Origin of the sequence: Nitratireductor aquimarinus (assembly GCF_017255295.1) — a bacterium.
GTDB lineage: Bacteria > Pseudomonadota > Alphaproteobacteria > Rhizobiales > Rhizobiaceae > Nitratireductor > Nitratireductor aquimarinus.
In genome coordinates this window covers 497116-510743 of record NZ_JAFKDE010000003.1, presented here as the reverse complement: position 1 = coordinate 510743, position 13628 = coordinate 497116, and the positions used below count along the sequence as shown (strand labels likewise).

The window sequence follows — 13628 nt, the reverse complement described above, 5'->3', positions numbered from 1 at the left end:
GCCCATAGAGCGTATTGACCCGGAGCGGGGGTTCTGGTTTTTGCTTGCCAACCCAGTTGTATCCGCATCGTTTGCGATGCCCGAGCCGGAGGACATTCAGTATGGCCAGCATGAAAGACCGCGAAGACGCTTTTGAGAACAAGTTCGTCCACGACGAAACCCAGAAGTTCAAGGCGATGGCGCGTCGCAACAAGCTCCTGGGCCTGTGGGCCGCAGAAAAGCTTGGCAAAAGCGGCGACGAGGCCGAGGCCTATGCGCGCGAAGTGATGAACTCGGACTTCGAGGAAGCCGGTGACGAGGACGTGTTCCGCAAGGTGCGCAAGGACTTCGACGCCGCCAATGTCGAGCAGTCCGATCACCAGATTCGCCGCACCATGGAAGAGCTGCTCTCCACGGCGCTCGAGCAGATCAAGAACGGCGAGTAAGCGTCTTGGCGTCCTTGTCGCTGGCAGCACGCCTCAGGGCGGGGGAGAGCGTTTTCTCCGCCTGGTCGCTGATTCCCGATTCGCAGACCGTCGAACTGGTTGCCGGACTGGATTTCGGCGCCGTCACGCTCGACATGCAGCATGGCGGTCATCACGAGGACAGCGTGCTGCGCGGCGTGGGCGCCGTTCGGCTGAAGGGAAAGCACCCGGTGGTGCGCATTCCCGTCGGCCGTTTCGACATGGCGAGCCGCGCGCTGGACATGGGAGCGGAAACCGTGATCGCGCCCATGGTCAACTCGGTAGAGGATGCGCGCGCCTTTGCCGCCGCCATGAAATATCCGCCCGTCGGGCTGCGTTCATGGGGACCAAGCTTCGCCATGCCGCGCGCCGGGGCCTCCGATGCGCAGACCTGGCTGGCGAACGAGAACGCCAACACGGTCGCCTTCGCGATGATCGAAACGCGGCAGGCGCTGGCGGCACTTGATGACATTCTCGCCGTGGACGGGATCGACGGTGTTCTGGTCGGTCCTTCGGACTTCTCCATTGCGTGGTCGAATGGCGCGACAATGGACCCGGCGCTTGAAGACATGATGCCGGCGATTGCCTCCATCGCGGAAAAAGCGCGCGCAGCGGGCAAGCATGCGGCCATCTATGTGGTCGATCCGCTGCTTGTCGGCCGTTTCCATGCAATGGGATACCGGTTCTTCGCGCTCGGGTCCGAGGGCGCTTACATGACCGACGGTGCACCGGCCATGCTTGCGGCTGCGCGCGGTTCGATCAAGGGCTGATCCGGCCACAGCCGGTCTGGCAAATGATTGAGGGCGGTTCTTCGTTTTTCAGGAACGATGAGCCGCCCTTTGCTTTTCAGGCGCACCGGCAGAAGACGCGGTCTGCGGAGAGGCTGTTCAGAGCTGCTGCAGGAATTTGGCGAAGGTCATGGAGCCTTCCGGCCAGGGGCCGAAGCCCGATTCGGCATTGATGTGCCCGGCGTCACCCGCATCCATAAACAGCGAACCCCACGCGGCGGCGATGTCTTCAGCCACTTCGTAGGAGCAGAAGTGATCGTTGCGGCTGGCGATGGTGATCGACGGAAAGGGCAGCGGATCGCGCGGGTACGGCCCGAAGGTCATCAGGTGTTTGGGCCTGATCTTGCTGTTTGCGACATCGGGCGGGGCGACGAAGAATGCGCCCGCAACCGGCTTCCTGAACTCGGGAATGGCCTGAACGGCGGTGGCGACGCCCAGCGAATGGGCGACCAGCACAACGGGCTTTTCCGCTTCGTTGACGGCCGTCACCACATTGGCGATCCAGTCTTCGCGGACCGGCTTCGACCAGGCTTCCTGTTCGACGCGACGCGCCGTCGACAGCCGCGACTGCCAGCGCGTCTGCCAGTGATCGGGCCCGGAATTGGTGTAACCGGGAATGATGAGAATATCGGCGTCTGAAGCTTTCATGGCCGGGCATGTAGCCATCGTGCCGGAGGCATGCAAGCGCTGGGATGATCTGCGGCGCGAATTGCGCGTGTTTTCGAACGATTTTTGAAGATTGTATTTTATTTGGTGAACAGCGTGTTCGCCGGGCAGGTGCTTGTGCGGAAGGGGATGGCGCGCCAGTTTCAGGGGGACATGAGGCGGCCCGCCAAAGGGGCTGGCTGCCGCTTCGCAGGAGATAAAGCGATGAGTGGGTTTCCCTTTGCCGCAACCACGCCGGTCAGCATTGGCCGTGTCGGCCTGAAAGCGCGCGACGCGCAGAATCTGGCGGCGTTCTATTCGGATATTCTGGGCCTTCAGGAGATGGACGGCGACAATGGCGTGATTGCGCTTGGTGTCGGTGGTCGCACGCTTCTGGAGATTGCCGAGGACCGGTCTGCCGAGCCGGACGATGCGCGCGAGGCCGGTCTCTTTCACACGGCGTTCCTGTTGCCGGAGCGGGCCGATCTGGCGCGCTGGTCGCTCTTTGCCCGCGACCGCAACATGCGGCTTGAGGGCGCGTCGGACCATCTGGTCAGCGAGGCGGTCTATCTGTCCGATCCGGAAGGGAACGGCATCGAGATCTATGCCGACCGTGCGCCCGAAAGCTGGACCAAAACCGCGGACGGGATCGCCATGGCGACCGAGCGTCTCGATTTCGGCAGCCTGCTCTCCACCGTGCCCGATGGCGATGCGGGCTGGCAGGGCGCGCCGGAGAACACGGTGATCGGCCATGTGCATCTGCGCGTCGGCGACCCGGTGACGGCGGAAGCCTGGTGGCATGAGGCGCAGGGCTTCGACACGATGACGCGCTATGGATCGCAGGCGGTGTTTCTGGCGACGGGTGGTTACCACCACCATATCGGCGCAAACAGCTGGCGCAGCGCCGGGGCGGGCAAACGCAATCCGAACCGCACGGGGCTCTCCTGGCTTGAACTGAAGAGCAGGAATGCTACGGCGGAGACCGAGTTCGCCGATCCGTGGGGCACGGTCGTGCGGGTCGCACCGTCGAACTGACGCGGCGCGATTTTAAAGCATTTCCGTTTTCCGCTGAAACGCGGGGAACCGGTTTCCGCTTCTCCCGGAACTGATCCAGACGCCGACTTCGAGGCCCCCTTCTCCCCGCTGGCGGGGAGAAGGTGAGGATGAGGGGCGGGCACCGCGTTCTGCGAACCCAAAATATGGAGAGATTTTCATGCGCGGCGTCAGCCCCTCATCCCCCAGCCGGGACCTTCTCCCCGCTGGCGGGGAGAAGGAAGCCGTCATTCAGCCAGAGCATTTCCGCTTCCTGTGGAATTGCTCCAGCCAACAAAGAAAAACGCCGGCGCATCGGGTGATGCGCCGGCGTTTTCACGTTTCAGGGCGTCAAGATCAGCTTTCGCCGAAAACGCGCTCGAAGATCGTGTCCACATGCTTGGTGTGGTAGCCGAGGTCGAACTTGTCGCGGATGACCTCTTCGGAGAGGGCGGCGCGCACCTCGTCGTCACCGAGCAGTTCGGTGAGGAAGTCGGCGCCCTGTTCCCACACCTTCATGGCGTTGCGCTGCACGAGGCGGTAGGCGTCCTCGCGGGACACGCCAGCCTGGGTGAGGGCAAGCAGAACGCGCTGCGAGTGAACGAGGCCGCGGAAGCGGTCCATGTTCTTCTGCATGGCGTCGGGGTAGACGACCAGCTTTTCCATCATGCCGGTGAGGCGGGCGAGCGCGAAGTCGAGCGTGACGGTCGCGTCGGGGCCGATCATGCGCTCGACGGAGGAGTGCGAAATGTCGCGCTCGTGCCAGAGCGCCACGTTTTCCATGGCCGGCGTCGCATAGGCGCGGACCATGCGGGCAAGACCGGTCAGGTTTTCCGACAGAACCGGGTTGCGCTTGTGCGGCATGGCCGACGAGCCCTTCTGGCCCGGCGAGAAATACTCTTCGGCTTCCAGAACCTCGGTGCGCTGCAGGTGACGCACCTCGACCGAGAGCCGCTCGATGGAGGAGGCGATCACGGCGAGCGTGGCGAAATACATGGCGTGGCGGTCGCGCGGGATGACCTGGGTGGAGACGGGCTCCGGCTTCAGGCCCATCTTCTCGGCCACATGCTCCTCGACGCTCGGGTCGATGTTGGCGAAGGTGCCGACAGCGCCGGAAATGGCGCAGGTGGCGATTTCTTCGCGCGCATTGACGAGGCGCTGGCGGCAGCGCTCGAACTCGGCATAGGCCTGGGCGAGCTTGACGCCGAACGTGGTCGGCTCGGCATGGATGCCATGGCTGCGGCCGATTGTGACGGTGTCCTTGTGCTCGAAGGCGCGCTTCTTGAGGGCGGCGAGTAGCTTGTCGAGGTCGTCAAGCAGGATGTCGGTGGCGCGCACGAGCTGGACGCTGAGGCAGGTGTCGAGCACGTCGGAAGAGGTCATGCCCTGATGCACGAAGCGGGCTTCGGGGCCGACAATCTCTGCCAGATGCGTCAGGAAGGCGATGACGTCGTGCTTCGTTTCGCGCTCGATCTCGTCGATGCGGTCAATGTCGAACGTGGCTTCGCCGGCTTTGTCCCAGATGGTCTTCGCGGCGTCCTTGGGCACGATGCCGAGCTCGGCCATCGCGTCTGCGGCATGCGCCTCGATTTCGAACCAGATGCGGAACTTGGTCTCAGGCGACCAGATTGCGGCCATTTCAGGCCGCGAATAGCGCGGGATCATGCGTGCCTTGCCTTCCATAGGTGTGGGGTTGGCGCTTCACTAGCAGAGGTGCGCGTTTTGCTCAACGCGGCTTGACGGCATAGGCGAGCGAGAGCGCGAAAAGTGCGGCCAATCCCCAGGGAAAATAGATGCGCAGGCCGAGAACGGCGAACTGGTATAGTGCGCCGGCTATCGTGAAGACGAACTCAAACGCCCATCGAAGCGACAGGATCGGGCCGTGCCACTGGGCGTAATAGGCGCGGTATTCGAGCGCGTAGAGGGCGGCGGTGATGCACAGGGTGCACAGCGCGAAGGCGAGGAAGGCTGCGGCAAAGCGCTGTTCGGGCCGGCCATGGCGCGCGATGAGCGCCTGAAGCGTGTGGCCGAGCGGAAAGGCGAGCACGCCGCCCAGCGCGAAGATTACGGTGAGGGCGGTGACGCGCGGCGCGGTCTGCCATTCGAGCTGCCAGAAGAAGGCGAAGGCGTTGAGCCCCATCAGCGCGCCCCAGAGGAGCGCGCCCAGAAGAGCCGTGGCGGGGGCGGGCAGTGCGCGCCTGATGGCGGCGAGAGCCGGTCTCATGAGATCCCGATGCTTTCACCGCCCCCGGACATGACAGGTCAGTACTGGCCGGTCACGGCGATGAAACGGTGGTCCGGCCCTTCAAAGCCGATACCGCGCACGGCGATCATGACGGCGAAGACCGGCGAACCGCCCTGAGGGTAGAAAGTCTGGACGCCGGCGATGCGGTAGCCGAGCGGGCAGCCGCGGCTTTTCGGAATGGAATTGTCCTCATGCACGAGCGTGGTTTCCGCACCCGGTTCGGTGGCGATGCGGGTGAGGCGGAAGCCTGCCGCTTCACCGAAGCCGTAGCATTCCGCGCCATCGGGCATGGGCAGTTCGGCGAGGCGGAAATCAAGGGTGCCGTCGATCGACGGGAAGACCGGGCGCGGATTGACCTCGATGCGATAGGGATCGGCCGAAATTTCCGTGACCGCGTTCCAGCCGGCGGTGAAACCGGGATTTTCGGCGAGCACGGCGTCGCTGATGACGGACTGGGACTGGCTTTTGGCCTGTGCGCGGGCGTCGGCGAGGCTTGCGCCATCCTGATCGATGCGCACACGGACCGGTGTGCCGGGCAGGAAACTGTCATTGGCGGTGTTGATGTAATAGCGGTTTGCGTAGGGAAAGCCGGAACCGTCCTGAATGCCATACTCCTCAAAGGCGAAGGTGGAGCCATCGGCGGAAAAGCCGAGAATGTTGACGGAGGCGGTGTCGCCCGCCTGCGCCATGGTGCAGGTGGCGGCGAGGGCGATGGCGCAAAACCCTGAATGAAGAGATTTCATGCTGAAAATCCTTTTAAACTGAAACTAGTCGCGCTTGCTGGTGGCTTTGAGCTCTTCCCAAACCGGGAATATATCACGATTGGTCTTTTTTGCGGCAAAGACGCCGCGTGCGATGGCGCGGGCCATGGTTGCGGTGGCTGCGGCGTTCAGGTCGATCACGCCTTCCATGTCGAGGACCGTGTCGTTGCGGCCCGTAGCAAGACCGAACACGAGATCGCCGTCGACCGGCGTGTGGGTCGGCCAGATGGCGCGGGCAAAACCGTCATGGGCGGCGATGGCGAGGCGCTTGGCGGCTGCCTTGTCGAGCTTTGCGTCGGTGGCGATGACGGCGATGGTGGTGTTGCCGCGCGCGGTGGCGCGCAGCTTGGTCAACACTTTCGACGCGTCGTCGGGCATCGGGTGAGGCAGGCCGAGACCGCCGAACTCGTCACCGATCTCGAAGGGCGCTGCCCAGAAATGCGGCGTGCCGCCGACGGTGACGGAGCCCACGGCATTGACGGCGACGAGCGCGCCGACGGTGATGCCGTTTTCAAGCACGGTCGAGGCCGAACCGAGCCCGCCCTTGAGCGCGGCGGTGGTTGCGCCTGCGCCTGCGCCGACGCTGCCGATCTCGAACTCCTGCGAGGCGGCCATGGCGGCCTCGAAGCCGAAATCGCGATAGGGGGAGAAGCGGCCCCAGTTCTTGTCGCCGCCATTGGGCAGGTCGAACAGGATAGCCCCCGGCACAATCGGCACACGGAAACCGAGGATCTCGAACCCGCGATCCATCTCGCGCAAAGCCGCCTGCACGCCGGCTGCGGCGTCGATGCCGAAGGCCGAGCCGCCCGACAGCGAGATGGCGTCGACGCCATCGACCAGATTGTGCGGCTCCAGAGCGTCCGTTTCGCAGGTGCCCGGCGCGCCGCCCAGCACCTGAACGCCGGCGGCGGCAGGCTCATCGCACAGAATGGCGGTAACGCCGGATTTGACGGTCTCGTCCGTGTGGTTTCCCACAGTGATGCCCGCCACATCGGTGAGCAGATTACGCGGGCCGGTGCGCCACATCATTCAACCTCCTGGAATGTCTGGTCTTCGAAGCGGAAGAGGCGATAGAAACCCTGGTTCAGATCGCCTTTGGCGTCGAAGGAAAGAGAGCCGAGCACGGTGCCGAACGTGCCGGAAGAAAGGGCGTCGAAGACCGATCCTGCTTCCGCGTCCGCCTGACGGGCGGCGGCAATGGCAAGTTCCGTTGCGGCATAGCCCGGAATGACATAGCCGTCCGGCACGATGCCGGCGACTTCAAGCGTCTGCCTGACGTCATCCGAGACGATGTCCGCCCAGTGCGGCAGGCCGACCATGAGCGTGCCTGTGGCAAGGGGGACGCTGCTGTTTTCCGCGCGCAGCGCCTCGCCACCGGCAATGGTGAGTTCGTAATCCATGCCGCGCGCATCGCGCGCCAGAATGGCGATGTCGCTGCGGTCGCCGCCGACGAAGACATGGGTGGCTCCGGCGCGGCGCAAGCGTCCGGCGAGGCCGATCTGGTTGTCGAGCTGTGGGCGGAACGTGTCGATGAAGACGGGGTTCAGTTCCTGAAGCTCGGCGGCGGCGCGCATGTTTTCGGCCAGTTCACGCCCGTAGATCGTGCCGTCATCGACGATGGCGAAGAAATTCTCGCGCCAGCGCGGAACGAGAATGTCGGCCACGGCGTCGCGCTCTGCGTCGGCGCGGGGCGCGGTGCGGAAGACAGGCCAGCCGGTGCGCTCGCGCTGGTCGGTGAGCGTGGCGGTGCGCACGCCGGGCGTGACGACGGGAATGCCGGCCTCGGCAAAGAGCGGCAGCGCGGCCTCGATGGCGTCGGTGCACAGAAAGCCGACCACGATGGCGACATTCTGCGCGATCAGCGCGCGGGCTGCCGCCTCGCCACCTTCGGTGGTGCAGCGTGTGTCAGCCTCGATGGCGGTGGCGCCGCCGGCTTCAGCAGCAAGGCGGGCACCGTCGCGCAACTGATGGCCAAGAATGGAGAAATTGCCGCTGAGTGGCGCGGCGATGCCGATGGAGGTTTCCTGCGCATGCGCGGAAGGCGCGGTCAACGCGGCAAAACTGGAGACGAGAAGGCAAGCGAGGCAACGCATATCTGGAGATCAATCACCCATTTCACGGTCACGCACTAGCATGAGAATCAGGCCGCCCGCATCCGAAGTTAACCGCAAAGCTGCGGAACTGGTAAATAACTGTGCCATAAAGTGCTTCCGGCGATGGAGACTTTCTGGCGCAGTCCTTTTTCCTTTTTTGGACTGTTGGGCGATGGTGCGCCTTGGTAAGGCTCTGCAGCAATCCTATATCGCACATGTGAGTTGAAAAGAGTTGACTGTGCTGAAGACCAACGAGATCGAACCGCGTCATTATCGCGATGCCATGGCCCGCTTTGCAGGGGCCGTTCATGTGGTCACGACCGACGGGCCGGCTGGCCTGCGCGGCGTGACGGCGATTGCGGCGTGTTCCGTCTCGGACGATCCGCCGACGGTGTTGGTGTGCCTCAACCGCGAAAACCCGCACAATGAGGCCTTCGTGAAGAATGGCATCTTCGCGCTCAACACGCTGACGGCGGACCATCAGGCGCTTTCCAACGCCTTTTCCGGCCTGACGGGGCTTTCGCCCGAAGAGCGTTTTGCGCTGACCGAGTGGGAGACCATCGCCACGGGCGCGCCGACGCTGCCGGATGCGCTGGCGGTGTTTGACTGCCATGTGGTTCAGACCGTGGAAATCGGCACGCACCGGGTCTATTTCGGCCGCGTGGCCGGCCTGAGCATCGGCGACAAAAGCAATCCGCTCCTCTACCATGAGCGGGGCTACCGGGTATTGTAGCCTCTCGGCCCGGGAGTATTTCGGGAAACCCGGGGAGCCCTTTGGGAAGCAATGGGGGAATGATGTCCGAAACGACAGCCCGCGGCCTGCCGCAATCCATCGACGAGACGCTTACGCTTCTGACGGAAGGCGGCTATGTGGCCGACCGGGCACTGGCGACCGTGCTGTTTCTGAGCCTGACCATGCAGCGCCCGCTGTTTCTGGAAGGTGAGGCAGGTGTCGGCAAGACGGAGATCGCCAAGGTTCTGGCGGCGGGGCTCGGGCGCAGGCTGATCCGGCTTCAGTGCTATGAAGGGCTCGACGTTTCGTCTGCCGTCTATGAGTGGAACTATGCCGCGCAGATGATCGAGATCCGCATGGCCGAGGCTGCGGGCATTCACGACCGCTCCGAGATGGAGAGCGGCGTCTTCTCCGAAAAATACCTGATCCGCCGCCCGGTGCTGGAAGCGCTGGAAAGCGGCATTGACGGGCCGCCGATCTTCCTGATCGATGAACTCGACCGGGCGGATGAGGCGTTCGAAGCCTATCTTCTGGAAGTGCTCTCCGACTATCAGGTGAGCGTGCCGGAGCTGGGAACGATCAAGGCGGATGAACCGCCCATTGTCGTGATCACCACCAACCGGACCCGCGAAATCCACGATGCGCTGAAGCGGCGCTGCCTTTATCACTGGGTCGATTACCCGGATGCGCAGCGCGAGCTGGAAATTCTCGCCCGCAAGGTGCCGAACGCCAACGCCACGCTGGCGAAACAGGTGGTGACATTCGTGCAGAAACTGCGCGAGCTCGATCTCTTCAAGGCGCCGGGCGTGGCCGAAACCATCGACTGGGCAACGGCGCTGACGGCGCTGGGCAAGGACAGCCTTGATGCGGATGCGGTGTCGGACACGATGGGCGTGTTGCTGAAATACCAGGACGACATTGCGCGGCTGGAAGACGGCGAGGGCGCGCGCGTTCTCGAAGAGGTCAAGGCCAGCTGACATGCCGGCTGCTCCAGACGCGGACAAACGAGCACCGGAACGCGAAGAGGGCGCGCGGCTGGCCGACAGGATCGTCGGTTTTGCCCGCATGCTCCGGCGCGCGGGGCTGCGCGTGGGACCGGCCGCCGTTATGGACGCCATTCAGGCGGTGGTGACGGTCGGCGTCGAGCGGCGCGACGACTTTTACTGGACGCTGCACGCCACCCTGATTTCCAGACATGAGGATCATGCGCTGTTCGATGCGGCGTTCCGGCTCTACTGGGCGCGGCGCGACGAGCGCGATGAAGGGCGGACCGAAGACGAGGGCGACGAGGCGGAAGTGCTGCGCGAGAAGAAACGCGCCGGCGACCGCCGCGCCGAGGATGCGCTGGACGAGGAGCGCCGGGCGATCATCAAGAAGCGGCCGGAGTTTGAACTGGACGCACGGCTTTCCTTCACGGCGATGGAGGTTCTGCGCCAGAAGGATTTCGCGCAGATGTCGGCTGAGGAAGTGGCCGAGGCCCGGCGCGCCATGCGCGATCTCGTTCTGCCGTTCGACCGGGTGGCGACGCGCCGGTTCAGGCCGGACCCGCATGGGGCGCGGATCGATCCGCATGCGATGCTGCGGGCGAGCCTGCGCACCGGCGGTGACCTGATCCTGCCGAAATTCCGCTCGCCGCGCCCGATCGCGCCGCCGCTGGTGGCGCTGGTCGATATCTCCGGCTCAATGAGCCAGTACTCGCGGGTTTTCCTGCATTTTCTGCATGCACTGACGGAAAAGCGGCGGCGGGTTTTCAGCTTCACCTTCGGCACAAGGCTGACCAACATCACGCGCCCGCTCAGCCGGCGTGACCCCGACGAGGCGCTGGAAGAAGCGTCTGAAGCGGTGCGCGACTGGTCCGGCGGTACGCGGATCGGCACGGCGCTTGGCGATTTCAACCGGCTGTGGTCGCGCCGGGTTCTGGGACAGGGCGCAATCGTGCTCCTGATCACCGACGGGCTGGAGCGCGATCATATCGAGGTTCTGTCGCGGGAGATGGAGCGGCTTTCGAAATCATGCCGCCGGCTGATCTGGCTTAACCCATTGCTTGGCTTTGACGGGTTCGAGCCGCGCGCACGCGGCATGCGGGCGATGCTGCCTCATGTGGACGAGCTGCGGCCGGTGCACAATCTCGATGCGCTTGGCGATCTGTGCGCCGCGCTGACGGATGCGCCCGCACAGGGCGGGGACTTGGCACGGCACTTTCAGCGTGCCCATATGAAGGGCGGGAGAAACGCCAATGTCTGAGCTGAAACAATCCGATGAGACACGCGATCCGCTGATGATCGCCGAGGACTGGATGCAGGCAGGCCGCGATGTGGCAATTGCCACGGTCGTGGAGACCTGGGGTTCTGCACCGCGCCCGGTGGGAAGCCATCTGGTGATCGATGCGGATGGCAATTTCGAGGGCTCGGTGTCGGGTGGCTGCGTGGAGGGCGCGGTGGTGGCGGAGGCCGCCGATGTGCTGACCGAGGGCAGGCCGCGCATGCTGGAATTCGGCGTCGCCGACGAGACGGCCTGGGAAGTGGGCCTCTCATGCGGCGGGCGCATCAGGGTTTATGTGGAGAGGCTCGGCTAGTGGATCCGCTGTCGCTGAAGAAACTGAACGCGCTGCGGCGCGAACGCAGGGCCGCGATCCTGCTCACCGATCTGGAAGACGGGCGCGACCGGGTGATCCGCGAGGGCGACACGGTGGCCGGTGCGCTTGGCGAGGCGGTGGCGCGCGCCTTTCGCTCCGGCAAGTCCGGCGTGGTCGAGATCGACGGGCGCACTTTCTTTTTGAACGTGCACCTGCCCGAACCGCGCCTCGTGGTGATCGGGGCGGTGCATATCAGCCAGGCGCTGGCGCCGATGGCCAAGATTGCGGGTTTCGATCTGACGATCATCGATCCGCGCACGGCGTTTGCCACACCGGAGCGCTTTCCGGGTGTCGCGCTGCATGCCGAATGGCCTGACGAGGCGCTGGCGCGCCAGCCGCTTGACGCCTACACGGCGCTTGCCGCGCTGACGCATGATCCGAAGATCGATGATCCCGCGCTGCGGGCGGCGTTTGAAGCGGATTGCTTCTATATCGGCGCGCTGGGCAGCCGGAAGACCCACGCAAAGCGCATCGACCGGCTGACGGAGGCTGGCGTTTCGCCGGCAGCGCTTGAGCGGATCGATGCGCCCATCGGGCTCGACATTGGGGCGGCGACGCCGGCGGAGATCGCGGTTGCCGTGCTGGGCGCGGTGATTGCGGCGTTGCGCTCGCGCGGGCCGGGGGACAGGAGCGTATCGGCGTGAAGTTCGGACCGCTATCCATTGACGAGGCCGAAGGGGCGGTGCTGGCGCATGCCACGATGGCCGGCAAGACGCGGCTGCGCAAGGCGCACCGGCTTGGCGCCGCCGACATCGCGCTTTTGAGGGCGGAAGGCGTCAGGACGGTGATCGCGGCGCGGCTGGAGCCTGGCGATCTGGACGAGGATCAGGCGGCAGAGCGCCTTGCGGCAACGCTTGCGGTGGAGGGAATTTCTGCGCGCGCGCCCACGACCGGGCGGGTCAATCTGCATGCGCAGAAGGCGGGGCTCTTTATTGTGGACCGGCAGGCGGTCAATGCGGTGAACGCCGTCGATCCGGCGATCACCATGGCCACACTGCCCGATTACAGCGCGGTGAGCGAAGGGCAGATGGTGGCGACGGTGAAGATCATCCCGTTTGCCGTTTCCGCCGCGCAGGTGGACAGGGCGGCTTCTGCCGCGCACGGGCCGGTGTTTTCGTTGCGGCCCTTCAGGGCCATGCGCGTCGGCGTGGTGCAGACGGCGCTGCCGAGCCTGAAGGACAGCGTGCTCGACAAGACGGCGCGCATTACGGTGGAGCGGTTGCAGCGCTCCGGCAGTCATGTGACGCGCGAACTGCGGCCTGCCCATGAGCCGGATGCGGTGGCGCGCGCCATTACGGCGCTCAAGGATGAGAGTGACATGCTGCTCGTCTTCGGCGCTTCGGCCGTGTGCGACGCCGACGACGTGATCCCCGCCGCCATCCGCAAGGCGGGTGGAACGGTGGAGCGGGTCGGCATGCCGGTCGATCCGGGCAATCTTCTGGTGCTGGGGGCCATCGAGGGGCGGCCGGTGATCGGCGCGCCGGGATGCGCACGCAGCCCCAAGACGAATGGTTTCGACTGGGTGCTCGACCGGCTGATGGCGGGGCTCGACCTTTCCTCGGCGGACATTGCCGGGATGGGCGTTGGCGGGCTATTGGCCGAAATTCCGACGCGGCCGCAGCCGCGTGAAGGCAGGATAGCGGAGCGTGCGCCCTCTGTCTGGGGCGTGCTTCTGGCGGCGGGACAGTCGCGGCGCATGGGTGAACACAACAAGCTTATGGCGTCGTTCGACGGCGTGCCGCTGGTGCGGCGCACGGGAGCGGCGCTGGCGCAAAGCCGTGTCGACGGGGCTGTCGCCGTGCTCGGGCATGAGGCGGAGCGCGTGCAGGGCGCGCTGGACGGGCTTGGCATGGCGGTGGCGGTCAATGACGCTTATGCGGAAGGACTGTCGACCTCACTGAAAGCCGGCATTGCGGCGCTGCCGGAGGAGGCGGCGGGCGCGCTGGTGATGCTGGCCGACATGCCGGAAATCAGCACTGCGGATCTCGACCGTCTGGTGGAGGCCTTTGTGAAGGCAGGCGGCAATGCGGTGGTCAGGGCGACGCATAACGGCAAGCGGGGCAATCCGGTGATCCTGCCGCGCGCGCTGTTTGCCGAAGTGGCGCGGCTTGAGGGCGACACCGGCGCGCGGCATGTGGTGGAGCAGGAGCTGGTCGGCATTGTCGATGTGGAGACGGGCGCTGCCGCGCATCTGGATGTGGACACGCCGGAGGCGCTGGAAAAGGCAGGCGGCGTGTTGAATCGATGAGTGCG

The 13628-nt window shown here is 65.0% G+C and carries 15 protein-coding genes; 9 read left to right on the top strand and 6 right to left on the bottom strand.

Annotated elements, in window-relative coordinates; genetic code table 11:
* Positions 1-101: 101 nt before the first annotated feature.
* Positions 102-425 (top strand): DUF1476 domain-containing protein, encoded by a 324-nt coding sequence (locus tag JYP46_RS07120; RefSeq protein ID WP_113155022.1) that lies wholly within the window; start codon positions 102-104, stop codon positions 423-425.
* Positions 426-439: 14 nt separating this feature from the next.
* Positions 440-1213, top strand: a complete 774-nt coding sequence (locus tag JYP46_RS07115) for an HpcH/HpaI aldolase family protein (RefSeq protein WP_206547732.1) — start codon at positions 440-442, stop codon at positions 1211-1213.
* A gap of 117 nt (positions 1214-1330) precedes the next feature.
* Here JYP46_RS07115 and JYP46_RS07110 read toward each other — a convergent pair whose 3' ends face one another.
* Complete coding sequence (locus JYP46_RS07110; RefSeq protein ID WP_113155024.1) at positions 1331-1879, bottom strand: RBBP9/YdeN family alpha/beta hydrolase; 549 nt, start codon at positions 1877-1879, stop codon at positions 1331-1333.
* A gap of 222 nt (positions 1880-2101) precedes the next feature.
* Here JYP46_RS07110 and JYP46_RS07105 point away from each other — a divergent pair, with 222 nt between their 5' ends.
* On the top strand, positions 2102-2911 hold the full coding sequence (locus JYP46_RS07105; protein WP_206547684.1) for a VOC family protein: 810 nt from the start codon (positions 2102-2104) through the stop codon (positions 2909-2911).
* Positions 2912-3265: 354 nt separating this feature from the next.
* On the opposite strand, the gene purB is transcribed toward JYP46_RS07105, so the two are convergent.
* From purB to JYP46_RS07080, 5 genes are all read right to left on the bottom strand, one after another.
* Positions 3266-4573: an adenylosuccinate lyase gene (purB, locus tag JYP46_RS07100; RefSeq protein WP_113156273.1), complete on the bottom strand. Its 1308-nt coding sequence runs from the start codon at positions 4571-4573 to the stop codon at positions 3266-3268.
* Positions 4574-4634: 61 nt separating this feature from the next.
* On the bottom strand, positions 4635-5132 hold the full coding sequence (locus JYP46_RS07095) for a hypothetical protein (RefSeq protein WP_206547683.1): 498 nt from the start codon (positions 5130-5132) through the stop codon (positions 4635-4637).
* Positions 5133-5170: 38 nt separating this feature from the next.
* On the bottom strand, positions 5171-5896 hold the full coding sequence (locus tag JYP46_RS07090; protein ID WP_206547682.1) for a DUF2259 domain-containing protein: 726 nt from the start codon (positions 5894-5896) through the stop codon (positions 5171-5173).
* A gap of 24 nt (positions 5897-5920) precedes the next feature.
* Entirely contained in the window at positions 5921-6940 is a 1020-nt protein-coding gene (locus JYP46_RS07085; RefSeq protein ID WP_206547731.1) for a P1 family peptidase, read from the bottom strand.
* Positions 6940-8007, bottom strand: coding sequence for a branched-chain amino acid ABC transporter substrate-binding protein (locus JYP46_RS07080; RefSeq protein ID WP_206547681.1), 1068 nt, complete (start codon positions 8005-8007; stop codon positions 6940-6942). The genes JYP46_RS07085 and JYP46_RS07080 overlap by 1 nt, the downstream gene beginning before the upstream one ends.
* Positions 8008-8245: 238 nt before the next feature.
* Between JYP46_RS07080 and JYP46_RS07075 the strand changes: the two genes are divergently transcribed.
* The 6 genes from JYP46_RS07075 to JYP46_RS07050 all read left to right on the top strand — a co-directional run bounded on the left by JYP46_RS07075 (position 8246) and on the right by JYP46_RS07050 (position 13623).
* On the top strand, positions 8246-8740 hold the full coding sequence (locus tag JYP46_RS07075; RefSeq protein ID WP_206545444.1) for a flavin reductase: 495 nt from the start codon (positions 8246-8248) through the stop codon (positions 8738-8740).
* A 62-nt stretch (positions 8741-8802) separates the two neighbouring features.
* Positions 8803-9717 (top strand): AAA family ATPase, encoded by a 915-nt coding sequence (locus JYP46_RS07070; protein WP_113156275.1) that lies wholly within the window; start codon positions 8803-8805, stop codon positions 9715-9717.
* 1 nt (position 9718) lies between these two features.
* Positions 9719-10984, top strand: a complete 1266-nt coding sequence (locus tag JYP46_RS07065) for a vWA domain-containing protein (RefSeq protein ID WP_206547680.1) — start codon at positions 9719-9721, stop codon at positions 10982-10984.
* Positions 10977-11315 carry an XdhC family protein gene (locus JYP46_RS07060; RefSeq protein ID WP_113155031.1) on the top strand — a complete coding sequence of 113 codons (339 nt, stop codon included), beginning with the start codon at positions 10977-10979 and terminating at the stop codon, positions 11313-11315. Before JYP46_RS07065 ends, JYP46_RS07060 begins: the two co-directional genes overlap by 8 nt.
* Entirely contained in the window at positions 11315-12019 is a 705-nt protein-coding gene (locus JYP46_RS07055; RefSeq protein ID WP_206547679.1) for an XdhC family protein, read from the top strand. Before JYP46_RS07060 ends, JYP46_RS07055 begins: the two co-directional genes overlap by 1 nt.
* Positions 12016-13623 (top strand): NTP transferase domain-containing protein, encoded by a 1608-nt coding sequence (locus JYP46_RS07050; RefSeq protein ID WP_206547678.1) that lies wholly within the window; start codon positions 12016-12018, stop codon positions 13621-13623. Before JYP46_RS07055 ends, JYP46_RS07050 begins: the two co-directional genes overlap by 4 nt.
* Positions 13624-13628: the final 5 nt, after the last annotated feature.

Bases quoted from the DNA above. Each gene is read 5' to 3' on its own strand.
- JYP46_RS07120 (WP_113155022.1), top strand. From the start codon at position 102: ATGGCCAGCATGAAAGACCGCGAAGACGCTTTTGAGAACAAGTTCGTC.
- JYP46_RS07095 (WP_206547683.1), bottom strand. From the start codon at position 5,132: ATGAGACCGGCTCTCGCCGCCATCAGGCGCGCACTGCCCGCCCCCGCC.
- JYP46_RS07105 (WP_206547684.1), top strand. From the start codon at position 2,102: ATGAGTGGGTTTCCCTTTGCCGCAACCACGCCGGTCAGCATTGGCCGT.
- JYP46_RS07090 (WP_206547682.1), bottom strand. From the start codon at position 5,896: ATGAAATCTCTTCATTCAGGGTTTTGCGCCATCGCCCTCGCCGCCACC.
- JYP46_RS07065 (WP_206547680.1), top strand. From the start codon at position 9,719: ATGCCGGCTGCTCCAGACGCGGACAAACGAGCACCGGAACGCGAAGAG.
- JYP46_RS07080 (WP_206547681.1), bottom strand. From the start codon at position 8,007: ATGCGTTGCCTCGCTTGCCTTCTCGTCTCCAGTTTTGCCGCGTTGACC.
- JYP46_RS07060 (WP_113155031.1), top strand. From the start codon at position 10,977: ATGTCTGAGCTGAAACAATCCGATGAGACACGCGATCCGCTGATGATC.
- JYP46_RS07110 (WP_113155024.1), bottom strand. From the start codon at position 1,879: ATGAAAGCTTCAGACGCCGATATTCTCATCATTCCCGGTTACACCAAT.
- purB (WP_113156273.1), bottom strand. From the start codon at position 4,573: ATGATCCCGCGCTATTCGCGGCCTGAAATGGCCGCAATCTGGTCGCCT.
- JYP46_RS07070 (WP_113156275.1), top strand. From the start codon at position 8,803: ATGTCCGAAACGACAGCCCGCGGCCTGCCGCAATCCATCGACGAGACG.
- JYP46_RS07085 (WP_206547731.1), bottom strand. From the start codon at position 6,940: ATGTGGCGCACCGGCCCGCGTAATCTGCTCACCGATGTGGCGGGCATC.